Source organism: Aeribacillus sp. FSL W8-0870, assembly GCF_037963755.1.
In the GTDB taxonomy this organism is placed as follows: Bacteria; Bacillota; Bacilli; order Bacillales; family Aeribacillaceae; genus Aeribacillus; species Aeribacillus composti.
In genome coordinates this window covers 3,242,624-3,267,197 of the sequence record NZ_CP150165.1, presented here as the reverse complement: position 1 = coordinate 3,267,197, position 24,574 = coordinate 3,242,624, and the positions used below count along the sequence as shown (strand labels likewise).

The following is a 24,574-nucleotide window of genomic DNA, read 5'->3' as shown; positions in this document are numbered from 1 at the left end:
TCAATGACATTTGACGTTGAACAGGCTAAAAAATGGATCATAACTTTTAACGATAAAATTCAGGAAAATAAGGAGTATTTAACGGAGCTGGATCAAGCAATTGGCGATGGAGACCATGGATTAAATATGGCACGGGGATTTCAGGAAACCGTCAAGAAAATTACAGAAGGCAAATATGATGATCTTGGTTCTTTGTTTAAAGATGTTGGCATGACTTTAATTGCTAAAGTAGGCGGAGCTTCAGGTCCGTTATATGGAACAGCTTTCATGAAAGCTTCTCTTGCTTTAAAGGGTAAAAAAGAAGTTGATATAAAGGCTTTAGTTGAGGCATTAGCAGCATCATTGGATGGGTTAAAAGTTAGGGGAAAGGCACAAGTAGGAGATAAAACGATGATCGATGTTTGGGAGCCTGTCATTGAGTATATGAAAAATCATGAAACGATTCATTCTAAAGAGCTTACTGATTTATCTAAAGAGAAAATGGACGACACAAAAGAGCTTGAGGCAAAGAAAGGCCGTGCGGCTTATTTAGGAAAGCGTTCTATTGGTCATATTGATCCTGGGGCAGCTTCATCGTATTTATTGTTTGCTTCCTTAGCTGAATTGCTCGAAGAAGGAGAGGTGGCCCAATGAAATATGTAAGTCTTGTCTTAATTTCACATAGCTATGAAATTGTAAGCGGCCTAAAAAAGCTTCTGAATCAAGTTCAACCTGAAGTATCTGTAGCCATCGCTGGAGGGGTTGAAGGAGATATCGGAACAAATGCATTAGACATTAAGGAAGCAATTGAATCAGTCTATTCTGAGAAAGGCGTTGTCGTTTTGTTTGATTTAGGGAGTGCACTCATTAATGCTGAAATGGCTATTGAGATGCTAGAGAACAATGAAAACATTATAATAGCCGATGCTCCTCTCGTAGAAGGAGCTTATGCAGCGGTCGTTGAGGCTGGTTTGGGAAGCTCGATTGAAGAGGTCGTTCGAGCTGGCGAGAGTGCAAAGGAGCTTGTCAAAATCAATGACTAGCGAGAAAAATTAGGAGTGAACTCAATGATCGAAAAAGAGATTACAGTGACCATTGAAAATGGTCTGCATGCTAGACCAGCAGCAGATTTTGTGAAAAAAGTAAACCAGTATAAAAGCAAGGTTGAGTTAATGATCGGCGACAGAAGGATTAACGCGAAAAGTATTCTTCAGCTTATGAGCGTTGCCATAATGGAGGGACAGACGATCAAAGTGATGACTGATGGAGAAGATGAGAAAGACGCATTAGCGTTTATTGATTCTTTTCTCCAATCAGGTAAAGAATCGTAATCAAGCCTTTGCTTTTGAATTGTTGCAAAATTCATATTAGGTTCATGGGTCCCATTTCCTTTAACTTACTTCAAAACAAATAATATCATAATTCAAAAAAAAAAGTGATTGACAACGCTTTCTTTTTTGTAATAATCTGAAATCAAGTTAATATTTGTGATGGAGAAATGGAGATCCACAGTAATTCCCTGTATGCAGCCTGCATACTAAGGGGGGAATTTGCTGCGGATCTTTTTTATTGACCAAAATTGTAGTCTTTTCGCAAGAGATAACAAATATATGAAAAAGGAGGAAACTTTGATGTCTGCATTTTTAGGTGAGCTAATTGGCACCATGATTTTGATTGTTTTTGGGGGTGGAGTTGTCGGCGGTGTTGTACTTAAAAAATCAAAAGCTGAAAATTCAGGCTGGATTGTTATTACGATGGGATGGGGTCTTGCCGTAGCGATGGCGGCATATGCTGTAGGTCAATTTAGCGGAGCCCATCTTAATCCGGCTGTAACCATCGGATTAGCTGCAATCGGTTCTTTCCCATGGAGTGATGTACCGACCTATATTATTGCCCAAATGATTGGCGCATTTATCGGTGCTGTGATCGTTTATTTGCACTATTTGCCCCACTGGAAAGCAACCGATGACCAAGGTGCAAAATTAGCCGTATTCTCAACAGATCCTGCAATCAAAAATCCTGCAGCGAATCTTTTAAGTGAAGTCATTGGTACATTCATTTTGTTGCTTGGATTTTTGGCACTTGGAGCGAATAAATTTGCAGAAGGAATGAACCCGTTCATCGTTGGATTTCTCATCGTTGCAATAGGTCTCTCCTTAGGCGGAACTACGGGTTACGCCATCAATCCTGCCCGTGATTTAGGTCCGAGAATTGCTCATTTTATTCTGCCGATTCCAGGTAAAGGAAGCTCTAACTGGGGTTATGCTTGGATTCCTGTTGTAGGGCCGATTATTGGGGGAACGTATGGAGCGTTATTTTATAAATGGGCTTTTGAAGGAGTCAGTACCTCTACTTTTTGGATTTTCACAATTGTTGTAGCAGTTATCGTTGTGGCAGCGCTAGTAAGCAATAAAGAACAAAGCTTGAATGTCTATAAGAAAACGAAAGCAACACTTTAAGTTTATAATTTTAATAAAAAAATGAGGTGAAGAAAATGGAAACATATGTTTTAGCTCTAGACCAAGGAACGACAAGTTCACGTGCGATCATTTTTAATAAAAAAGGGGAAATCGTTCATATTTCACAAAAAGAATTTGCGCAATATTTTCCTAAACCAGGCTGGGTAGAGCATAATGCCAATGAAATTTGGGGTTCCATCTTATCCGTCATCGCCACTTCCTTGTCTGAGTCAGGAATAAAACCTGAGCAAATTGCAGGCATCGGAATTACGAACCAACGCGAAACAACGGTTGTTTGGGATAAAAACACAGGTCAGCCGGTATATAATGCCATTGTTTGGCAATCACGGCAAACGGTAGATATTTGTGAGGAGTTAAAGGCGAAGGGATTAAATGATACATTTCGTGAAAAGACAGGTCTGTTAATTGATGCATACTTTTCAGGAACAAAAGTCAAATGGATATTAGATCATGTTGAAGGGGCTAGAGAAAAAGCGGAAAGAGGAGAGCTTTTATTCGGAACAATTGATACTTGGTTAATTTGGAAGCTCTCGGGTGGAAAGGCACATGTGACGGATTATTCAAATGCTTCAAGAACATTAATGTTCAATATTCATGAGCTGAAATGGGATGATGAACTGTTAGAAATTTTAACCGTGCCTAAATCCATGCTTCCGGAAGTACGTCCATCTTCAGAAATTTATGCACATACAGTTCCGTATCATTTCTTTGGGCAAGAAGTTCCGATTTCTGGAGCGGCTGGGGATCAGCAAGCAGCACTATTCGGTCAGGCTTGTTTTGAAGAAGGCATGGCGAAAAATACGTACGGTACGGGCTGCTTTATGCTTATGAACACGGGCGAAAAAGCTGTTGCTTCTAACCACGGACTATTAACAACGATTGCTTGGGGATTAAACGGAAAAGTGGAATATGCTTTAGAAGGAAGTATTTTTGTTGCAGGATCTGCCATTCAATGGTTAAGAGATGGACTTCGTATGTTAAAAAATGCTGCTGATAGCGAACAATATGCAGAACGTGTAGAATCCACAGACGGTGTATATGTAGTACCGGCGTTTGTCGGATTAGGAACACCGTATTGGGACAGCGATGTTAGAGGAGCTATATTTGGTTTGACACGGGGAACGCAAAAAGAACACTTTGTTCGTGCAACTTTAGAGTCCCTTGCCTATCAAACAAAAGATGTGCTGACTGCTATGGAAGCGGATTCGGGTATTTCCTTGAAAACCTTGCGTGTAGATGGCGGGGCAGTAAAAAATAATTTTCTAATGCAATTCCAGAGCGATTTGTTAGGTGTCCCTGTTGAACGTCCTGTTGTCAATGAAACTACTGCTCTTGGAGCGGCTTATTTAGCCGGCTTGGCAGTAGGATATTGGAAAGATCAATCAGAGATCGCGACACAATGGAACATTGACCGTACATTCGAACCATCTATGAATGAAGAAAAACGTAACAAATTATATGAAGGCTGGCAAAAAGCTGTAAAAGCTGCGATGGCTTTTAAATAAAGGTTCTCAGTCAATTGTTGAGGTGCACTTGATATGAAGTGCACCTCTTTTATATGTATGGAAGGTAAATCAGTGAGCATTATTCCTTATTTCTGAGACGATCAAAGTTGCGGAAAAACCATAAAAAATTTTTTCTCGGTATAAGTTATTCATCTCAAAGTGTATTCAGCTTACTCTAACTTACGGATATAATTTTATATGAAGTATAGTATAGTTATTCTAAATTCTTTAGTATACTTCAATGAAAAAGGAATCCAAAGTTAGAAAGATGATATTTAATGTTCAAATTGGTAAGAATGCTAAAATTGCGAGATCTAGAATTGTTTCGTATAGATAATCAAGATAATGAAACTATCTGTATGCTGTTGATTTTAGATTACAGAAGACCAAGTGTTTTGGATGATTTTCCAAATTTAAAGGAAATAGAGGATGAAAATTCATTTGAAGGCGCGGAGAATTATATCCACACTGTAATAATTTCAGAGGAAAAATTAGAAGAAAATATTGTCGGTCGAATTATTGAAGTAATTGAAGGATTAGTGGAGCATAAGCCAAATTGTGACAATAACAATTCATTTTATATTAGTAAATTTCCTGATCATTTTGAGACTGGTGCACATTTAATAGAATATATTAAACCTATTTTAAATAAGATGAATTTTGGAATTGATCTAACATATATCACTGATAAACATTTCAATTATTTAACTCAAGAATAATTTTTTCATTAAAAGTAAAAGCGGTATCAAAAATGGAGATCTACTTTTAACTTCTGCTGAACTCGGGGGAACGAAAGTAAGGAATCCGGAGAAGCTAAAGGCAGAGCGATAACCCCGCCTTCTTGTACTAAAATTTAAGTTCGGCATTGGATGTATCAAGGATTCCTGCTGAATGTAGGAATCCCTTTTTGACACGATTCCGCACTAGAAAATCTGATTAAGTATTTCTCAAAGTATCCCTTGTGAAATAGTTGAACATGAGAAAATAAATTTGATGGCTAAAAAAGGATAAAACATGTGGTAAAATAGTGAAAATTAAAAATTAGAGGAGCGTTGTTTGTGATAAATTATAATGGCCGCAAGTTTGTTTCAATTGAAAATACAGATAATGGAGAAGTTTCTTCAGAAACGCTTTTTGAATATAAACAAGAAGGAAATATAATCTCAGCAACGTATAGCGGTGGAGAAATTATAAAAGGATTCTTAATTGGGATAGTAAAAGAAGATGGATGCTTAGAGTTTAGGTATAACCATGTGAATATCAAAAACGAGATTAGGGGTGGAAAATGTACTTCTACTCCAAAAATCTTACCAGATGGGCGAATTAGACTGTATGAGAATTGGAAATGGCTCGATGATAAGGAAACGGAAGGAAATTCAATTATTGAAGAAGTTGTTGAAAATAATACTTGAGTTGAAGAATAAAGATTGCTGTGTCGCCGGCAGTATAGTGATGAAAAAGTGAAAAGAGAATTTAAAGTAGGTGCAACAGCTTTGGTGGAGGAGCAATAATGATTAGCATACAAAAAGATTCTGATGCTGCAATTATCTTGTTCACGAAATTTATGGAATCAATCAACATATGAAACATGTTTGTCAATCATTATCTGAAATTCGACTTTGATGTCTTCTGTTCGAATATGTTAGAACAGGAAACTCCTTTTGATTATTCTCAAGAGGAAGATGCTTACTTTAATTTTATGGAGAACATAGGTTTTACAAACGCTTTGGTCATAATTAAAAGTTTGTTATCGGAGATTAAGGATGGATATAAAAACATATTTGTCGCCGGATTCAGTGCAGGAGCAACCGTTGCATGGCTATGTAGTGAAGAACGACTTGTTGATGGAATTATTGGGTATTATGGTTCCGTATTAGAAATTATATGGAAATATCGCCTCAATGCCCGGAATTGCTGTTCTTTCCAGAAGAAGAAAAATTGTTTAATGTTGATGAGTTAATTTTAGCTTTAGAAAACAAGCATAATGTTGAGGTTCATAAGTTGAATGGACAACATGGATTCAGTGACCCATTCTCTTTAAAATATAACGAAGCATCAGCAAAAAAAGCTTTTTACCAGATGTTGTTTTTTCTTTTGGAAACATTTAGACGTATTAACTCCGATGGAAAAGCGGACTAACTTCTTTATCTGTGGTGAAGATCCCTTCATGATTGACTAATTGGCAGGCTAGCTGGAGAAGGCAAGGGTTAGTTTCAAAACAATGACGATATTTTTTCTGGTATGAATTTTGAAACAAACGCAGTTCATCACATCGCCCAAGTGTGAAAAAAAGTCGTCGACCTCCAATCGTGTAAAAATCCCTGGAGATCGACGACAGCTGTTTTTTGAAGGAAACAGCAGAATAATGGGCCATTGCGAAAATTTTCCATGTTCGTTATAATTAAAACCAACATCCGCCATTATTTAGAAAACATACTAACATCAACGTTTTTTGGGCTTTTTATCTTAACTATAAGGAATTGAAACATATACTGCCTCATAGTAGAAGCATAAAATACGTCTCCGTTTTTATCTTAACTATAAGGAATTGAAACATGTGCAATTCTTTTGCTGTGTCTCTGAAATTCGTGTTTTTATCTTAACTATAAGGAATTGAAACTCCTGCTGTTGAGTCTGTTCAGCATGTTCAGAATCCGGTTTTTATCTTAACTATAAGGAATTGAAACGTAATATTCCTCGGCACAAAATCCCATCTGCTTGAAGTTTTTATCTTAACTATAAGGAGTTGAAACGCCATATCTTGAAGCTTCAGTGCTCGCTTTTTGCGGTTTTTAAGTATAAGGAATCAAAACTAATTGAGCATTAGTTCACTTGAAAGCGGAAGCAGTTGCCCGATCTGTGAGCAATAGTTTCTCAATTATAAAGATCAACGAATAAACATATGCAGTGCCATTTATTTTTGCCTCTTGCCTCTGTTGCATCACTTTTCTACCCTATTGATCTCTCAATGAATTTAGACATTTGATTTTATAATCGTATCTTATAAAAGGGAGAAGTCTTAAGACAGCCGATATCAATTCCTGTTTGCATACCGTGCGGGCGTTTTTCAACTCAATTGTAAATTCCTTATAAACACCCTTTCCTTTCATACACACATAAAAACAGCTTTCTTAAATAATAATCCCTCCCAACTTGATATACCTTTACTTCACGAAAATCAATCATATTCTTTAGCAGACAATAAATTTGGCGAACGATGAATGGATAAGAGAAAAAGTTATTCAGAGAGATTTCAGGTGAAAGACAAAATAAAAGCTTGTAAGTATGAAAAGCAATGCCGTATGATAGCAATAAGTTAGGCAATTTTTTCAATTTTTGGAGGTATTCTATGAAAATTGCATTTATTCTTTTTGATCGAATGACAGCTCTTGATTTTGTAGGTTTTTATGATGCGGTAACACGCTTGAAAACAATGGGTTTTAATGAAAAATTAAGCTGGACCTTGTGTGGAATGAAAGATGAAATAAGTGATGATCGGGGAATTACAGTTAAGATTCAAGAAGTGGCTCCTGATTTATCTCAGTATGATTTGTTATTTGTCCCCGGGGGATTCGGTACTCGAGAATTATTGCATGATTCTGAATTTATCGAATGGTTAAAAGCGGGCAGCAATGCGACGTATAAAGTGTCCGTTTGTACAGGTTCCATACTTTTTGGCGCTGCTGGTTTTCTTGATGGAAAGAAAGCGACGACCCATCCAAATGAGTATGATTTATTTCGATCTTATTGTTTAGAAGTTATAGAAGATCGAATTGTGAAGGACGGTTATGTTATTACTGGCGGCGGGGTCGCAACATCGGTGGATCTCGGTTTATTTATTTGTGAGCTGCTTGCAGGCAGAGAAGCTGTTCTTCGCATTCAAAAACAAATGGACTACCCATATTACAAAGTTAGGCAATATAATTTAGACTAAGTTCTTCCATAAGAAGCTTTCTTTTTTTGTTGTTATTTATTTTCAGAATTGTTATGATACTGCTTTCTCGTTGAATACTTAAATGCTGCAAATTACGGATTATCACCGGTTTTGCTTAATCACTAATTAGGCGAAGAGTTTCGGAACGATGCCTGTTTAACAGGGGTGATTTTATAGGGATTAGTATAAAATTATTTCAAACGAAAGCGCCTCAATAAATTTAGACGGGGTTTGCACAAGCAAAAGTATAAACTAGGCGAAAACCGCATGGAAATTCCGTAATTTTTGCACCAGATTGGAAGCAGATTACTCGGACTTATGCAAGATAAAACTTTCCGTACTTATGGAACTCTAAATACCGCCAACTGGATAAGCGTGGAAAAAATAAAATGAAAGCTCTCTGCTCCTCTTTGAGATTCACTTTTCAAAGAGGAGTATTTGTTTTGATAGTATTCTTTCTTAACTAGCAGGTTGCTCTCTGATGTCAGTCTATATAGACACAATGAGCAGATAATTGTATAGTAAATCTATCGATCATGTCTATAATGAAATAGCAAAAGGTTTCTGCCAATGTGAAGATTTTTTACAAAGAATTTTTTAATCGTTGCGCTACATGTAAACACTGTACATGACTAACTTTGATCGTCTGGAAATGAATCGATGCTCTGGCAAAGCTTCAGCAATCGCAGCTCATATAGTTGAATGGAATCATGATTAAAATGCTAATTTTTGTTTTTTTCTAATGAGCTTTATATCGCTTATTATCATTACTACTCGACACTAAATTTAGGCCAATGATCCGAATTTTTTTATTTGCGGCTGATGAAAAGAAGTAATTTTAAGTTGACAATATAAACTGTAATCATTATTATTACACTTAGGAGGAAGGTTCAATATGAATAGCGATTTTTCGATTGCCGTTCACTGCGTTGCGTATCTGGCTGAAAAGCAAAATCAGCGAGTAACCAGTGAAGACATTTCTCAAAGTGTTTCTGTCCACCCAGTAAGATTAAGAAAAATCTTAAGCATATTAAGAAAAGAAAATATAATTGCTTCTAAAGAAGGGGCAAAGGGCGGATTTTCGTTAAACGCTCAGCCTGAACAAATTACGTTAGACAAAATTTTTAGAATCACTAGTGAGGAAACGCTTGTGCCGAAATGTCCCGATTCCAATGACAACTGTATAATAGGCAAACATCTGTCAGATGTACTCATTCGTATTTTTCATAATGCAGAAGAACATTTTTTAAACTATTTAAAAGGTGTGACAGTCCAAGATATCATTAATGAAATTCATAATAATAGCTCAAAAAGTTCGTTTCATGCCTGAAACAAAATAGTTTGTTGCGGCAAAAATTTTTTTTAAATAAAACTGTAATCAAAAACGTTTCAGTTTTAGGAGGTGAATGATGTTGAAGAAAAAACGAGTAGTCGTCGGAATGTCTGGAGGAGTGGATTCCTCTGTAGCTGCTTACCTTCTTAAAAAAGAAGGGTACGACGTCATCGGGGTATTTATGAAAAACTGGGATGATACGAATGATGATGGTGTATGTACGGCAGCTGAGGATTATGAAGATGTTAAACGAGTTGCCAACCAACTCGGGATTCCTTACTATGGCGTCAACTTTGAAAAAGAATATTGGGATCGTGTATTTACGTATTTCATGGATGAGCTGAAGCGAGGCCGAACACCGAATCCAGATGTAATATGCAATACTGAAATTAAATTTAAAGCGTTTGTTGACTATGCTCTTTCACTTGATGCGGATTATATCGCAACGGGTCATTACGCAAGAATCAACAGAGAAAATGGCCAAATCACCTTGCTGCGTGGAAAAGATGCGAATAAAGATCAAACGTATTTTCTTAGCCAGCTAACATCGGACCATTTGTCTAAAGTTCTGTTCCCGCTGGGTGAGTTAACGAAGGGTGAGGTGCGAAAAATCGCCCAAGAATTAAACCTTATTACCGCCAATAAAAAAGATAGTACCGGAATCTGTTTTATTGGAGAACGAAATTTCAAAAACTTTTTAAAGAATTTTTTGCCGGCACAGCCTGGAGAAATTCGTTCGCTTGATGGAGAAGTGCTCGGTACTCATGATGGTTTAATGTATTACACAATCGGCCAACGAAAAGGGCTTGGCATCGGCGGCAAAGGAACAGGAGAACCTTGGTATGTCGTCGATAAAGATTTAGACAACAATGTTTTACTTGTTGCTCAAGGCAAAGACCATCCGGCATTGTTCTCTACTGGACTGATTGCATCAAACCTGAACTTGATAAATGGGGATGTTCGTCTTAGTACGTTTGCATGTACAGCTAAATTCCGCTACCGTCAAGAGGATCAAAAGGTGCGTGTCCATATTCGTCCGGATGGAACGGTGTTTGTAGAATTTGAAAAACCAGTTAAGGCTGTGACACCAGGGCAAGTAGCGGTATTTTATGAAGGTGAGATTTGTCTTGGCAGCGCCATTATTGACAAAGTGATAAAAGACGATGCTGCTATTGCCGCGGCTGCATCATAAAAAGTTCGTTACAGATATAATATATGTTTTTGTACAAATTATAAATATTGTTCATATCTGTAAAACAAATTATTTTAAACAGGGCCTTTCCTTTATATACGGCCCACCTTTTCTTAAGGAGTGGTAAAAACAATGGAAAAATTTAAAAATCATAAAGGGTATTCACGCATGTATCAAGAGAACAAACTGACTTTAGGGCTGTTCTTTCCGATTGAATCGTATATGGGGAGACGTCCCTGAGATGAATATCGAAAAGCAAATGAAGCTGGCAAAACGAGCAGAAGAGCTGAATTTCGCTTCATTGTTTGTGAGAGATGTGCCGCTGCGCGATCCAAATTTCGGAGATGTTGGACAAATGTATGATCCGTTTACGTATTTAGGGTATGTTGCGGCTCACACCGATAAGATTGCTTTAGCAACTGGAAGCATTATTTTAACGCTGCGTCACCCACTTCATGTGGCAAAAGCGGCAGCTTCTGTAGACAGATTATCTGGTGAAAGACTCATTCTCGGCGTCGCAACTGGTGACCGTCCAATCGAGTTTCCAGCATTTTCTGTGAATCCAGAAGAACGGAGCGAATTATTCCGAGAATCAGTAGCTGCTATAAGAAAGGTTTGGCGTGACCATTTTCCGACGATTAACACGACACGAGTGCATATGACAAGTGGAGATATGCTGCCAAAACCAAAATTGTCAGATATACCATTAATGGTAACAGGTCACAGTGGACAATCTCCTGAATGGATTGCTGAACATAGTGATGGATGGATATACTATCCGCGTGGAATTAAGTTTCAAAAAGCATTAATCGATAATTGGCGTTCGATAACAGAAGAATTTCAGCCATTTTCCCAATCTCTTTACATTGACTTAACGGAAGATCCAAATCATGTACCAATTCCGATACATCTTGGATTCCGTACGGGACGAAATTTCGTAATCGAATTTCTTGGAGCTTTACAGGATGCAGGTGTGAACCATGTCATCATCAACTTAAAATATGGACAGCGTCCAGTCGAAGAAGTGATTGAAGAATTAGGCGAGTATGTGCTTCCGCATTTCCTTGCTTTAACATGATAAGAAAATTTAAAAACCATCAATATGAGAAAGGATGGATATGATGAAAGTTTTGGTCATTGGAGCCAACGGGCAAGTAGGACAACAAGTAGTAAATATGCTTCATGCGCATGAACAGCATTCTGTTCGTGCAATGGTTCGAAAGCAAGAGCAATTGGAGGATTTTCAGAAAAAAGGAATTGAAGCGGTGCTCGCTGATTTGGAAGGCACTGTCGATGAAATTGCCGAAGCGGCCAAAGGCTGCGATGCGATCGTATTTTCAGCTGGTTCAGGGGGACACACAGGGGCTGATAAAACATTGCTGATAGATTTAGACGGCGCTGTAAAAGCCATGGAGGCTGCTGAAAAAATCGGAATTGAACGTTTTGTTATCGTGAGCTCATTCCAAGCCCATAATCGTCAGAACTGGCCGGAAAACCTTAAGCCATATTATGTCGCCAAACATTATGCCGACCGTGTGTTGATGAATAGCGGCCTAAATTATACGATTATTCGTCCTGGTTATCTAAAGAATGAAAAAGGTACAGGACTGGTTACCGCAGCCGAAAACTTACCTGTTGGTTACATTCCTCGGGAGGATGTAGCAAGAACGATTGTTCAAGCTCTTGATGAACCAAATACGTATAGAAAAGCATTCGATTTAATGTCAGGAGATAAAGAAATTAGCGAAGCGTTGAAATCACTGTAATGTACCGTTCAATGGAAAAGGAAGGGAGAAATTAGAAAATGGCTTACCCTTTTTACGCAATGGGATTTTGCTTTCTATAATTCAATGGGTATTTATAGTTTTGAAGCTCGATGTGAAATGTTAAAGGAAATTGGCTATGACGCAACCCATTTATCCGTCTGGCACGGAGAGCGATGGAGAGATGTAGAAAAGCTCAAAAACGTTAAGGAGAAATATGGGCTGGACGTCGCAGGCGTGTACGTTGTGTTAGATCTTTCACTAGGCGAGGACCATCCAAGAAATGCAGGCATTTTAAAGATGCTGGAGATTATGGAAGGGTGCAGCACGGTTGAGCTGGCGATTCAATCTGTCGGAGAGCATATCCGCCCTTCAGATCCAAAAGGGGACGACATCGCAGTAAAATGACTGGAAAAAGCATTGAAGATTGCCGAACGAAGAAATATTAACATTTTGCTTTACACGCATCTATCCTTCTGGATTGAACGCCATGAAGATGCAGTGAGACTATGCAAACGCCTGAACCATCCTAATCTTGGAATTGTCTTTTGCGGCTACCATTGGTATGCGGCAGATGGAACAAATCTAAAAGGAACGATTCAAGCGGTAGCTCCTTACTTAAAACAAGTAAACATGTCCGGCAGCAGCCGCAATCCGCACGGTTTTGGCGGAGTGGCAACAATCGAGCCTTTGGATGTTGGGGAGTTAGATAATTTTGCGTTGCTTGGACAGTTAAAAAAGATCGGTTATAACGGAATGATCGGCTACTTAGGTTGGAGTGAAGGCGGCGACGCTTATAGTAAGCTGAGACGTTCACTCAATGCGTTCCGTGATATGGAGCGTAGAGTTGAGGCACACCCGCACTGGGCGGATTTAAAATTAACTCCATAATGAAAAATATTGAGGTGCTAGTCGAACAATAATAAGTTCAACTAGCACCTCGTGCATTCAGCTAATGTACTGCGGTATTCACCGAAGTACATTTTTTTATTGAAGCTTTTAAGATCCTTTATTTTTCAACAACTGCCTTTTCATTTACAGCCGTTTTTTTCACATACATCGTTACGCCGATGATGATAAGAATAAGAAGCAGCTGCGGCACTACTGTTTCAATCGTCGGATAGAAACCGATTGGTTCAATATAAGGAACATTCGGCAATGAATGTGTTGGCAGCGTGTTTGCTATCTGCATGGCATGAATACTGATTCCGAGCATTTTGAATGATAATACATAAATAAGCAGTGTTGCGCCCATAAAGAACGGCCGGACGGGAATCGCTGAACTAAAGCGGATGATAATAAACCCGAGGATCACTAAGATCGCCATGGCGATAGCGATTCCTAAAATTAACTGGCTGATTTCCATCGACGGAGCCATTCCGGCATAGAAAATAATTGTTTCGGCACCTTCGCGAAAAATTGAGAGAAAACTTAGCAAGGCCATGGAAAACAAGCTTCCTTTTGCCAATGCGTGTCCGAGATGCTCTTTAATATATTGATTCCAGTGGGCGATATTTGACTTTTTGTGAAGCCAAGCGCCAACCGTCAGCATCATTACAACAGCAGTGATGCCGACGATTCCTTCGATCGATTCGCGGCTTCCGGCAACAGTTATTTTGGAGAAAAACATGTTCATGACAACAGCTAGAATAGCACTAGAAATGATGCCGCATAAAACGCCGATCCAAATCCAACCTTGTTTGTCGGCATGATTCGTTTTCTTCAAAAATGAAAGCAAACCGGCGATGATTAAAAGAGCTTCAAATCCTTCACGCAGTAAAATAAGCATAGCATCTATATACGTATAGCTTGTTTTGGCTGCGATGAGCTGAAGGGAATCATACAATTCACTAATCATCGTTTGAGCTTTTTCTACGTTTTTATTGTCAGACTGCAATAAACTGATTGCGGAGGGAATTTCAGTTTCCATGCGATTGTATAGGGAGTAGTCTTTTGTCCGAACCTCCCCTTCAACTACCGGCCATATAAGCAATATTTTGTTTAAATGTTCTGATGCCTCGGATGGGTTATGATCTTTTAGCGACTGTACGCTTTTTTCCAATAAATCTGTTACATCACTTAATGTGTATTCATTTCCAGCGGATTTCCCCGCATTTTTTCCGCTTAAAAAATTTTCAATAGAAGCTGTCAGATCCTGGAGGCTCTTTAAAGCCTTCTCTCGATCAGGCGGAGTTTGCGTCAGTGAAATTCTTAACAAAGCAAGCTGTGTTTCAATTTCGCCATACGAAACAACGCTTTCGGTACGAACAATGTTCTCGTTTGCCGTCCAAGTGGAGAGTAATTGCTGATATTTCATGGCCGCCTGATCAAAATTATTATTTTGAATCATTTTTTCGATTTCATCAATAAATTGATACATCTGTTTTAGCTTTTCTTTTTCTTTTTGCGGATCTGTCGGATTTTGTTCTTCTTCGTACGAAGTAAGCGCTTTTGATAAAGCGGACAAATTTTCACTTATTTTCGTTGCATCTTTTTCAGATTGAGCCAGGGCGTTTTTCGCATTTTTTAACTGTTTATCGACTTCAGCTGTTTTTTTGCTATCAACTGCTTTTACTTCGTTCCATTGCTGTGAGAATTGTTCCAAATTGTCCTGTACGACATCCCAGTTCGCTTCCTTTGTTTTCATGATGGCATCGCCTATCAAAACATATAAATCATCAAGGGTCTCTGCGGCTACGGCTTTATTTGAGAAAATACCCATTGTGAAAAGAATTGCGAAGGCAATAAGCCCTAATTTTTTATACATCAGTTTCAACTCCTATGAAAGAGAGAAAGGGATTATGAAAATAACGTTTCTCCAATATATCCGCCTTTTTTTACTCCAGGAAGACAGGCAAATACGGCACTTCCTCGATGGACGATATATTCGTTTAATTCGTCCATTTGCGAAAGCCGCTTTTGAATTGGGATAAATTGCTTGCTTATGCTGCGCTGAAAGCTGATAAACAATAATCCGGCATCAAATGTTCCAGTTTTTGCATCTAGTCCATCCGCATATGAATAAGAACGGCGCAAAATTTTCTGTTTTCCGTCACCGTGAGCGACTCGAACATGGGCGGTCATTGGAATGTAGTATTCTCCGTTTTCATTCTTCTTTTCAAAATCCGGCGGATCAAACTCATTTTTTTGCCCGAGGTATGCACCTGAATCCCGGTATCTGCCAAACGTATTTTCTTGTTCCTTTAAAGTAGTCCGATCCCAAACTTCGATAAACATTTGAATCCGCCTTACTACTAAATACGTTCCGTTCACGAGCCAATCAGGTCCGTCACCGGGCTGCACCCAAACGTATTGATTCATTTCAGCAGAATTTTTCACATTTGGATTCACTGTTCCATCCTTAAAGCCAAATAAATTTCGCGGCGTTTCCTTTTTCGGACTCGCTTGCTTTGTACGCTGGAAGCCGGCCTGTGCCCAGCGAAGAACCGCTTTACCGCGGGCAATTCTCGCTAAATTTCTAACCGCATGGAAGGCAACCTGCAAATCATCCGAGCATGCTTGAATACAAAGATCTCCGCCTGTCCACTGCTCTTCCAGCGAATCAAGCGGAAACTTCGGCAGTTCTTTTAGTTCATCCGGCTGCTTTTTTTGCAAACCAAATCTGTCCTTATTGTTTTTTGTAAAAAGCGTCGGGCCGATGCCGAAAGTAATGGTTAAATTTGACGCATTAAGTCCTGCAGCTTCCCCCGTATCATCTGGAGGAAGGTATTTATTATTAGCTGGATCTCCAACCGATTTGCCTTCTGTCATAGCTGCGGCAGCCTTCGTCCATTCTTTAAAAAGCTGAATAAGCTCGTTTCTGCCTTCAGCCGTCACGTCAAATGCAGCAAAATAAATGTGGTTTTGCACTTCAGTTGCAATGCCTGCCTGATGTTTTCCGTAAAACGGAACAACCGCATTTGTATTTTCTTTTTTTTGAGAGGTCGGCAACACGTCAGCCAATGCTAGCGCTCCACCAATGCCGGATGCACCGATTAGCACGCCGACTCCTCCGATGCCCGCAGCCTTCAACACATCCCGTCTTGATACGTTCTTGTTAAAGACAGATGTCGTTTCTTTTTTATCAGGTTCAGACATCGGCTATCCCTCCAGTACAACCCCTAGTTTAGAAAGAGGCTCTGCCAGTTCATTGATCGATTGGCTCAATTCTTTTACTTGATCCTTGGTCAGCTCAGTATATGAAATATACCCGTCGCCTTTTTTATATTTGTCAAGAAGTGCATAAACTGCCTGAAACCGCTGTTCGATTTCCTTAGCGAGCGCTTCATCCTTTTCCTTAAGGGCAGGGCTCATTAATTCATAAATCTTTTCAGCACCCTCAACATTGGCAACAAAATCGTATAAATCTGTATGGGAATAACGATCCTCTTCCCCGGTAACTTTTGATGTTGAAACTTCATTTAAAAGGTCGACTGCGCCGGTGATCAAAAGATCGGGTGTCACATCAACAGTTTCAACTTTTGCACGCAAAAGCTTCACATCTTTTATAAGCTGCTCAGCATATTTTTCATAGCCTTTCGTCGTATTATCAACCCAGAGTCCCTTTTCAATCCGGTGATAACCTCCCCACTCTGCATCAGGGACATCACCTTCACGAGCGTCAATTTTCGGATCGAGTTCTGCAAACGCTTCAGCAATCGGTTCAGAACGCTCATAGTGCATGCGAGCCGGCGCATAAAGTTCTTTTGCTTTTTCCACATCCCCAGCGATCACTGCATTGGCAAACTCTTCTGTCTTTTTAACAAATTCATCTATTTCAGCGATCGCAAACGTGCGATAATCTGTAGATATTTGATTTAAATCAACTTGGGAGCTTTCTTTCGCTGTATCTTTTTTTGCCGGTTCCGTTGTTGAACTTTCATTTGATTGGGAACAGCTAAACAACAAACTGCTTGATAAAAATAATATGACAGGCAATTTATAGCGTTTCATGCGATCAACAACCCCTCAAATTAATGATTTTCATTCTCAATTATATTGGGAATGAAAATCAACTTCAATAGTTTTCTTCCTGTTACTAGAACTTAAAGGTGAAAATTGTATGTCAATATTGCTCGCTAGATAAGCCTATACGTTTTACTGCATTATTGAATGACTAACATCCTCGAAATGCAAATGTTAAGATACTTCCAGAATTTCAGTCTTTCAGTTTCATATATTTGATTATGACGAAAAACCATTTAATCAATGTTTGGTCAACACAACGTTTCATTGTTTTCACCGCATCATAATAATCTGATTTTGACAATGAAAAGTTCCATGGCTGTCGCTTGGATCGTTTTCATTTTCACGATGACCTATGAAGCGTTTATCTAAAAAACTTTTCCAGACAAGTCGCTATCTAAAATAAAAAACTGTTCAGCAGTAAAAGCTTTAATTCAACGATTAGCGTATTTCAAAAGGAATTTTGCATAAAAAGTCGAATGTTCATATTGGTGGAAAATGTGGGAAGGAGGAGAAAAATGAGTATCGTTGATCCTTTGAAACACGAAATTTGGCGCCGTTTTGTTCGGGAGGGAGTATTGGATCATGGGAGGATGAATAAAAGAATTGAAGAGTCATGGTATATTTGCCGCCGACAAAATGTCGATCCTTACGATGGAAAAGGAAGGATTGTGCTCGATTCGCAGCTGTTGACGGAAAGAAGGAAAAAGAATCAAAGATTGCTTCAAATTGCTGCTCCGATATTAGAACATTTGGAAAAAGTGTTTCAAGAAACGAAATCAATTCTTCTTCTCGCTGATAGTAACGGATACGTTTTGTATATGAACGGCCATAAACAGGCCATGAACAAGGCAGAAACAATCAATTTTATTGAGGGGGTGAAGTGGACTGAAGATGAGGTGGGGACGAACGCAATTGGAACAACATTGAGGATTCGTGAACCTATTACGGTTACTGGGTTAGAGCATTACTCTCTTGCTTCTCAGCAGTGGGTATGTTCAGCCACGCCGATCTATGACGAAAAAAAAGAACTTGTCGGAATTATCGACTTATCTTACCCCATCGACTGCTCTCAATTTTCCAACCATGCCTTAGCCACTGTTGTCGCTGCAGCGTATACGATTGAACAACAATTTCACATGAGAAAAAAGGACGATATGTTGGAGTTGCTTAAATATTCATCGAAAGTGAAAAATCCTCATTTCCCTTCAATGATATGTGATGATCAAGGGAAGATTGTATGGATCAACCATTGTTTACGTTCTTTCTTCGCGAGCATGATGGATCAACCGCTTGAAGAAATTTGTGATAAAAATTGGCGAATCAAAACGAAGACTCCTATTTTTTCTTCCATTTACCATGATTTGATTGGCTATGAAGTTACCCTGCAGAAGACGAATTATCATGAAGCTTTTCCATTTCCTACAACAATTTATCACTTTGAAGGAGTAGTTGGAAAAAGCTTATCATTTCAAAATCTTTTAAAGATCTGTGAAAAAGTTGCAAAAACGGAGTCGACTGTTTGTATCATGGGAGAAACAGGAACAGGAAAAGAACTCATTGCTCGTTCGATTCATCAAAATAGTGTGAGAAAAAATAAGCCGTTTGTTGCAGTAAATTGCGGAGCTATTCCAAAGGAATTGATCGGCAGCGAGTTATTTGGTTACGTTGACGGGGCATTTACAGGAGCCAAACGGACGGGGCATAAAGGGAAATTTGTTCAGGCTGACGGCGGAACCATTTTTCTTGATGAAATCGGTGAAATACCGTCGGAAATGCAAGTAGCGCTTTTAAGAGTGCTTCAGGAAAAAGAAGTTGTACCGATTGGCGGGGAAAAGCCCGTTCCTGTTGATATAAGAGTCATAACTGCAACACATCGCAATTTATACAAATTAGTAAAGGAAGGAAAGCTGCGTGAAGATTTATTTTACCGCATTTATGTATGCACGCTTAACGTTCCGCCATTAAGAGAGCGTAAAGAAGATATCCCATTCTTTATTGAGTATTATTGTCAAAAAAATGATTGGCTCATTTCTTTTCCAGATGATGTCATACAATTGTTTTCAGCTTATCACTGGCCCGGAAATATAAGGGAGCTGTTTAACGTGCTCGAGCGTATACGAGTGGAATATGGAGACCGTATTCCATCCATTTCCCACTTGAAATCCATGCTGATTGCTTGGGAGCAAGAACAGGAAAATTCCGAAACATTCCATAAAGGTAATTTGTCGTATCGGGATCAGCTAGAAAGAGAACGCATTCTAAATATGTTGAAGAAAACAAATGGAAATATTGGTGAGGCGGCTGCTGCGTTAAATATCTCTCGAAGTACACTGTATCGCAAATTAAAAAAATATAAATTGAGCTAATTTGCGACAAAACGATAAAAATTAGGACAAAATGAGATGAAAAAAATATTTTTTATAAAGCGCTTACAAAGAATGTTGATTTGTAAGCATTTTTTTATTGGCATGATAGTTGCAAATGAAAAAAGTGAAGCCAATCAAATAGGAGGTTATCTTTATGACGATTGCCAAATCAACATCTACTCCCATTACACAAGAAAAAGCAAAATGGATATTTCAGAAAATGCATGAAATTCGCCAGTTTGAGGACAAGGTTCATGAAATTTTCAGCAAAGGAGTGCTGCCTGGCTTTGTCCATTTATATGCTGGCGAGGAAGCGGTCGCTGTAGGAATTTGCGCGCATTTAGATGACAAAGATTATATCACAAGTACGCATCGCGGACATGGACATTGCATTGCCAAAGGCTGTGATTTGAACGGAATGATGTCTGAAATTTACGGAAAGGCAACAGGATTGTGCAACGGAAAAGGAGGATCGATGCATATTGCCGATGTTGAAAAAGGAATGCTTGGGGCCAACGGAATTGTCGGCGGGGGGTTCCCGCTAGCTGTTGGGGCAGGCCTGACAGCAAAATTGAAGAAGTCGGGAGCGGTTGCAGTTTGTTTTTTCGGAGACGGCGCGAACAATCATGGAACATTTCATGAAGGTATTAATCTTGCAGCTATATGGAAATTGCCTGTTGTTTTTGTGGCGGAAAACAACGGATATGCAGAAGCGACCCCATTTGAATATGCATCCAGCTGTAAAAACATTGCGGATCGGGCTCAAGCCTATAATATCCCGGGAGAAGTGGTCGACGGCAAAGATGTGGTAGCTGTATATGAGGCGGCAGAAAGAGCAGTTGCACGAGCTCGAAATGGAGAGGGCCCGACATTAATTGAATGTAAGACATATCGGAATTACGGACATTTTGAAGGTGACGCCCAGACTTACAAATCTGCGGAAGAAAAACAAAAGCATTTACAGGAGAATGATGCAATTGCAAAATTCCGCCATTACATTCTTTCCAATCAATTAATATCCGAACAAGAATTATTAAATATCGAACAACAGGTAACAAAAGCGGTTGAGGAGGCGGTACATTTTGCTGAAAAAAGCCCGTTTCCGTCTGCTGAGGATCTTTTAAAGGACGTTTATGTATCTTATTAAATCAAAGGAGTTAGGAGGAACGAAAAATGGCAAGAAAAATTTCTTTTTCTGGTGCGGTCAATGAAGCTATGAAGCTGGCAATGCGCAAAGATCAAAATGTTATTTTACTTGGAGAAGACGTTGCAGGAGGAGCGAATGTGGATCATTTGCAGGACGATGAAGCTTGGGGAGGAGTAATGGGGGTTACGAAAGGTCTTGTTCAAGAGTTTGGAAGAGAAAGAGTGTTGGATACGCCTATTGCGGAGGCCGGCTATATTGGTGCAGCAGTTACCGCCGCAGCAACAGGACTAAGACCGATTGCCGAATTAATGTTTAACGATTTTATCGGCAGCTGCTTAGATGAAGTTATGAACCAAGCGGCAAAACTTCGTTATATGTTCGGAGGCAAGGCGAAGGTGCCTGTAACGATACGAACAATGCACGGTGCCGGCTTTCGAGCGGCGGCACAGCATTCCCAAAGCCTGTATGCCCTTTTTACCCATATACCCGGTTTAAAAGTCGTTGCTCCTTCTACACCGGCGGATGCGAAGGGACTGTTGCTTACCTCCATCTTTGACGATGATCCCGTTATCTTTTTTGAAGATAAAACACTTTATAACCTGAAAGGAGAAGTAGAGGAAGGATTTTACACGATCCCGTTTGGAAAAGCGGATATCAAACGGGAAGGCAGCGATTTGACCATCGTAGCGATAGGGAAGCAAGTGCACACGGCCTTGAAGGCTGCCGACATATTAAAAACGAGAGGAGTCGAAACGGAGGTAATTGATCCGAGAACACTGTCCCCGCTTGATGAAGAAACGATTTTATCTTCTGTATCGAAGACAGGCCGGTTAATTGTCATTGATGAGGCAAATCCTCGCTGCAGTGCAGCTGCTGACATTTCCGCTCTTGTAGCAGATAAAGGATTTGATTATCTGGATGGACCAATTAAGCTGATTACGGCTCCGCATTGTCCGGTTCCTTTTTCGCCTGCGCTGGAGGATCTTTACTTGCCGACACCGGAAAAAGTGCTTAAGGCAGCGGCTGAAATAATTGGAGACGAAGCGATCGTGACCGCATAAAAAAAGCTGTGCGTGTTGATGAATGGAGACATCAACACGCATAGCATTTCTAGTATTCATCAAAGGAGAGATGAAACATGACAGTTGAAATTATCATGCCAAAGCTGGGAATGAGCATGGAAGAAGGAACGGTAGTAGAGTGGTTAAAGAAAAAGGGCGATCCAGTAAAAAAAGGAGAACCAGTTGTGGTGATCAGCTCTGATAAGATTGAAAAGGATATCGAAGCACCGCAAGATGGCGTGTTATTAGAGATTGCTGCCGAGCAGGATGAAACAGTGGAAGTAGGAAAAGCCATTGGCTATATCGGTCAAGAAGGGGAGGTAATCAACAACATAACGAACGATGCTGCCCAAGAAGTGGCGACAACCATTTTGAAAGAAGAAAGCTTATCTTCTCAAACAACAATTCGCGTTTCACCTGCCGCCCGAAAACTAGCACGTGAAGCCGGGATTGATTTGAGCAGTATTTCGGGTTCAGGGCCAAAAGGAAGAATTACAAGAGCGGACGTTGAAAAAGCGATTCAATCGAAAAAAGCATCCCCCCATTTAGAACCTGAACAAGAAGTAGTAATCCCGACAAATAAGCCGGCGGAAGAGCAAGAAGATATTGCAGTAAAAACTGTCACTGGCATGCGTAAAGTGATTGCATCAAGGATGTTTACAAGTCTGCATCAGACAGCACAGCTGACGATTCATATGAAAGCCGATGTGACCTCTTTATTTGAGCTGCAAGAAAAGATTAAAAGCGAACTGCAGGATGAGCAGAATTTAAAATTGACTATTACTGACTTTGTAGCTAAGGCGGTCATTCTGTCGCTGCGAAATCAAAAGCAAATGAACAGTTTGTATGAAAATGGGCAGATTCAAACGTATGATTCAGTGCATTTAGGCATTGCAGTTGCATTGGAGAACGGGCTCGTTGTGCCGGTTTTGCGCCATGCCGACAAGCTTTCCTTAAACGAAATTTCGAAAAATATCAAGGAACTAAGTAAGAAGGCAAGAGAAGGAAATTTAAGCAGCGAAGAAATGAGCGGCTCGACCTTTACGATCACCAGTTTAGGGGCTTACGGCGTTGAATTTTTCACCCCGATTTTGAATCCTCCGGAAGTGGGCATTCTCGGAGTAGGAACAGCTGCGGATACGGCAGTGTTTTCAGGAGATACCATTCAAAAGAGAAAAATTTTGCCGCTCAGCTTAACGTTTGACCATCAAGTAATTGATGGAGCTCCGGCAAGCCAATTTCTCGGGCTGGTGAAAAAATATTTAGAAAAGCCGTATCAGCTTTTATGGCTGTGAGTTTTCGGCTTTCAAGCTTGCTTGATTTTTTCACTATAAAAGTAATGCGTTAATAAAACAAGCGGATCTTTCATGATCCGCTTGTTTTAGCTTACGGGCAGCATTTAATTCTCATTCACAATAATTTTTATTTATTTGAGCATTTTGCATATTTTTTGACCCAAGAGCCATAAGGATTTCAAAGACATAAAAAAGGACTTCACCCCTAAAATGTAGAATTTTTGAAGTGACGAAACCACAAAAATTCAAAAGGGAGGAAGTCACTTTGTATATTCTACAAGAAAGCCTATTTTCCTTTGAAGAACTGCAAAAATTAGAGTCAAAAGAGAAATTACCTATCTTTTTTAGCTCGCTTGATTTACGCCCTTATGCTAAACAGTTGAGAAGTTCTTCACCCCGAGGGGCTGACGGTCATTCCAGAGAAGGGATTCTAAGGGCTCTCATCGCTGCCCCACTCGAAGGCATCGACACCTTTACCGCCCTTCATCATCGATTGGATAAAGACCTTCGTTTCCGTTATCAATGCGGTTTATCGATTGATCGCCCCGCACCGTCTATCTCCACTCTCAGCCGGGTTTTTGCGGCACTTACCAAAAAAAAGCTGGCTGAAAAGATCTTCCTTGACTTGGTACAGTTAGCTCAGGAGGAAGGAATAATTGACGGCAGCCACCAGGCCATCGACAGTGCCGCCATTGATGCCTATGAAAAGAAACAGCCCAAAAAGCGTAGTGAACAAACGGGTAATGCCAATTGGGGCGCAAAATATGATTCCTTCGGCAATAAAATTACCTGGTTTGGCTATAAGATGCATCTTTCAGTCGATACCGCAAGCGAACTGCCAATAGCCATAAAAGTAACCCCTGCCCATGTGAACGATGGAGAAGTCGCACCAGAATTAATAGAGCAAGTGGCAGAGCGTACCAAATCCAAAATTGAATTTCTGATCATGGATGGCGGATATGACCAACTAAAAAACTATGAATCAGCCAAAAACATTGGAGCGCAAGCCATTATCCCGCTCAATTTGCGCAACGAAAAAGAGCCTCCTGAAGGGATTTCTTCCAATGGAACTCCGCGTTGTTCCATGGGTTATGAAATGACTTATTGGGGAGCTGATAAGGACCAGCTCAAGTTCAGATGTCCTCACGCAACCGGCAAAGTGGATTGCCCATTAGGAATGGCAGCCTGTTCATCTTCCAACTATGGAATGGTGGTAAAAGTCGACATCAAAAAGGATGTGCGCCGATATTCCAATCCGCACCGTGATACAAAACGTTGGAAAGAGCTTTACAACGAGAGGACAAGTGTAGAACGCTGTAATTCAAGAATGAAAAGCTACCTTACGGCGAACTCCCTACATGTATGGGGAATTGAAAAAGTAAAGACCCATATTTACCTGAACGCTATTGTATTACTTGTTTCAGCGCTAGCGATGGCAAAGGAAAATAAAGGGAAGAAAGCCGCTTAAAAAAATTCAATGTGAAAAATTCTGTAGGTATGCCCGAAAACAAGATTATTGTAATATTTTGTAAAATAACATGCTGGTAGCTA

At 39.8% G+C, this 24,574-nt stretch carries 23 protein-coding genes, 1 pseudogene and 1 CRISPR repeat array; of the genes and pseudogenes, 21 read left to right on the top strand and 3 right to left on the bottom strand.

What is annotated here, in order from left to right:
- The first annotated feature begins 3 nt into the window (after positions 1–3).
- The 16 genes and pseudogenes from dhaL (at position 4) to NSU02_RS15755 (ending at position 13,077) form a co-directional block, all read left to right on the top strand.
- A complete protein-coding gene (gene dhaL / locus NSU02_RS15830) occupies positions 4–633 on the top strand; it encodes a dihydroxyacetone kinase subunit DhaL (RefSeq protein ID WP_311066450.1) in 630 nt (209 codons plus the stop codon).
- Positions 630–1,022 carry a dihydroxyacetone kinase phosphoryl donor subunit DhaM gene (dhaM, locus tag NSU02_RS15825; RefSeq protein ID WP_063387208.1) on the top strand — a complete coding sequence of 131 codons (393 nt, stop codon included), beginning with the start codon at positions 630–632 and terminating at the stop codon, positions 1,020–1,022. The genes dhaL and dhaM overlap by 4 nt, the downstream gene beginning before the upstream one ends.
- 24 nt (positions 1,023–1,046) lie before the next feature.
- The gene (locus NSU02_RS15820) at positions 1,047–1,310 is read left to right on the top strand and encodes an HPr family phosphocarrier protein (RefSeq protein WP_063387209.1); all 264 of its coding nucleotides are present in this window, start codon (positions 1,047–1,049) and stop codon (positions 1,308–1,310) included.
- Positions 1,311–1,610: 300 nt separating this feature from the next.
- Positions 1,611–2,438, top strand: a complete 828-nt coding sequence (locus tag NSU02_RS15815; protein WP_311066449.1) for an MIP/aquaporin family protein — start codon at positions 1,611–1,613, stop codon at positions 2,436–2,438.
- 35 nt (positions 2,439–2,473) lie between these two features.
- Positions 2,474–3,964, top strand: coding sequence for a glycerol kinase GlpK (gene glpK, locus NSU02_RS15810; protein ID WP_311066448.1), 1,491 nt, complete (start codon positions 2,474–2,476; stop codon positions 3,962–3,964).
- Between the two features lie 320 nt (positions 3,965–4,284).
- The gene (locus NSU02_RS15805) at positions 4,285–4,683 is read left to right on the top strand and encodes a hypothetical protein (protein WP_339193275.1); all 399 of its coding nucleotides are present in this window, start codon (positions 4,285–4,287) and stop codon (positions 4,681–4,683) included.
- 339 nt (positions 4,684–5,022) lie between these two features.
- Positions 5,023–5,376 (top strand): n-acetylglutamate synthase, encoded by a 354-nt coding sequence (locus tag NSU02_RS15800; protein ID WP_201108580.1) that lies wholly within the window; start codon positions 5,023–5,025, stop codon positions 5,374–5,376.
- A gap of 176 nt (positions 5,377–5,552) precedes the next feature.
- Entirely contained in the window at positions 5,553–5,924 is a 372-nt protein-coding gene (locus NSU02_RS15795; RefSeq protein WP_339193274.1) for a dienelactone hydrolase family protein, read from the top strand.
- Positions 5,903–6,103 carry a hypothetical protein gene (locus NSU02_RS15790; protein WP_339193273.1) on the top strand — a complete coding sequence of 67 codons (201 nt, stop codon included), beginning with the start codon at positions 5,903–5,905 and terminating at the stop codon, positions 6,101–6,103. Before NSU02_RS15795 ends, NSU02_RS15790 begins: the two co-directional genes overlap by 22 nt.
- A 319-nt stretch (positions 6,104–6,422) precedes the next feature.
- A CRISPR array of direct repeats spans positions 6,423–6,777; the repeat unit is 29 nt; unit sequence TTTTTATCTTAACTATAAGGAATTGAAAC.
- A gap of 536 nt (positions 6,778–7,313) precedes the next feature.
- Complete coding sequence (locus NSU02_RS15785) at positions 7,314–7,898, top strand: DJ-1/PfpI family protein (RefSeq protein ID WP_339193272.1); 585 nt, start codon at positions 7,314–7,316, stop codon at positions 7,896–7,898.
- Positions 7,899–8,793: 895 nt separating this feature from the next.
- Complete coding sequence (locus NSU02_RS15780; protein WP_063387215.1) at positions 8,794–9,228, top strand: Rrf2 family transcriptional regulator; 435 nt, start codon at positions 8,794–8,796, stop codon at positions 9,226–9,228.
- Between the two features lie 82 nt (positions 9,229–9,310).
- A complete protein-coding gene (gene mnmA / locus NSU02_RS15775; RefSeq protein WP_082829590.1) occupies positions 9,311–10,423 on the top strand; it encodes a tRNA 2-thiouridine(34) synthase MnmA in 1,113 nt (370 codons plus the stop codon).
- Positions 10,424–10,555: 132 nt separating this feature from the next.
- Positions 10,556–11,501: pseudogene (locus NSU02_RS15770) on the top strand (LLM class oxidoreductase).
- A 43-nt stretch (positions 11,502–11,544) separates the two neighbouring features.
- On the top strand, positions 11,545–12,189 hold the full coding sequence (locus NSU02_RS15765) for an SDR family oxidoreductase (RefSeq protein WP_063387218.1): 645 nt from the start codon (positions 11,545–11,547) through the stop codon (positions 12,187–12,189).
- Positions 12,190–12,306: 117 nt separating this feature from the next.
- The gene (locus NSU02_RS15760; RefSeq protein WP_327873408.1) at positions 12,307–12,594 is read left to right on the top strand and encodes a hypothetical protein; all 288 of its coding nucleotides are present in this window, start codon (positions 12,307–12,309) and stop codon (positions 12,592–12,594) included.
- Between the two features lie 12 nt (positions 12,595–12,606).
- The gene (locus NSU02_RS15755; protein ID WP_327873407.1) at positions 12,607–13,077 is read left to right on the top strand and encodes a TIM barrel protein; all 471 of its coding nucleotides are present in this window, start codon (positions 12,607–12,609) and stop codon (positions 13,075–13,077) included.
- A gap of 118 nt (positions 13,078–13,195) precedes the next feature.
- Here the strand turns inward: NSU02_RS15755 and NSU02_RS15750 are convergent, their stop codons facing one another.
- Genes NSU02_RS15750 through efeO form a run of 3 tightly spaced genes read right to left on the bottom strand, consistent with a single transcriptional unit; the run spans position 13,196 to position 17,139 of the window.
- Positions 13,196–14,953, bottom strand: a complete 1,758-nt coding sequence (locus tag NSU02_RS15750) for an FTR1 family protein (RefSeq protein ID WP_327873405.1) — start codon at positions 14,951–14,953, stop codon at positions 13,196–13,198.
- Positions 14,954–14,985: 32 nt separating this feature from the next.
- Entirely contained in the window at positions 14,986–16,284 is a 1,299-nt protein-coding gene (gene efeB, locus NSU02_RS15745) for an iron uptake transporter deferrochelatase/peroxidase subunit (protein ID WP_327873404.1), read from the bottom strand.
- Between the two features lie 3 nt (positions 16,285–16,287).
- Complete coding sequence (gene efeO, locus NSU02_RS15740) at positions 16,288–17,139, bottom strand: iron uptake system protein EfeO (RefSeq protein WP_339193270.1); 852 nt, start codon at positions 17,137–17,139, stop codon at positions 16,288–16,290.
- A gap of 530 nt (positions 17,140–17,669) precedes the next feature.
- On the opposite strand from efeO, the gene NSU02_RS15735 reads away from it, so the two are divergent.
- From NSU02_RS15735 to NSU02_RS15715, 5 genes are all read left to right on the top strand, one after another.
- Positions 17,670–19,520, top strand: coding sequence for a sigma-54-dependent Fis family transcriptional regulator (locus tag NSU02_RS15735; RefSeq protein WP_066250963.1), 1,851 nt, complete (start codon positions 17,670–17,672; stop codon positions 19,518–19,520).
- 154 nt (positions 19,521–19,674) lie between these two features.
- A complete protein-coding gene (locus NSU02_RS15730) occupies positions 19,675–20,667 on the top strand; it encodes a thiamine pyrophosphate-dependent dehydrogenase E1 component subunit alpha (RefSeq protein ID WP_063387224.1) in 993 nt (330 codons plus the stop codon).
- 26 nt (positions 20,668–20,693) lie between these two features.
- A complete protein-coding gene (locus tag NSU02_RS15725; protein ID WP_339193269.1) occupies positions 20,694–21,728 on the top strand; it encodes an alpha-ketoacid dehydrogenase subunit beta in 1,035 nt (344 codons plus the stop codon).
- A gap of 77 nt (positions 21,729–21,805) precedes the next feature.
- A complete protein-coding gene (locus NSU02_RS15720) occupies positions 21,806–23,023 on the top strand; it encodes a dihydrolipoamide acetyltransferase family protein (RefSeq protein ID WP_094244576.1) in 1,218 nt (405 codons plus the stop codon).
- 265 nt (positions 23,024–23,288) lie between these two features.
- Positions 23,289–24,491 (top strand): transposase, encoded by a 1,203-nt coding sequence (locus tag NSU02_RS15715; protein WP_339192838.1) that lies wholly within the window; start codon positions 23,289–23,291, stop codon positions 24,489–24,491.
- Positions 24,492–24,574: the final 83 nt, after the last annotated feature.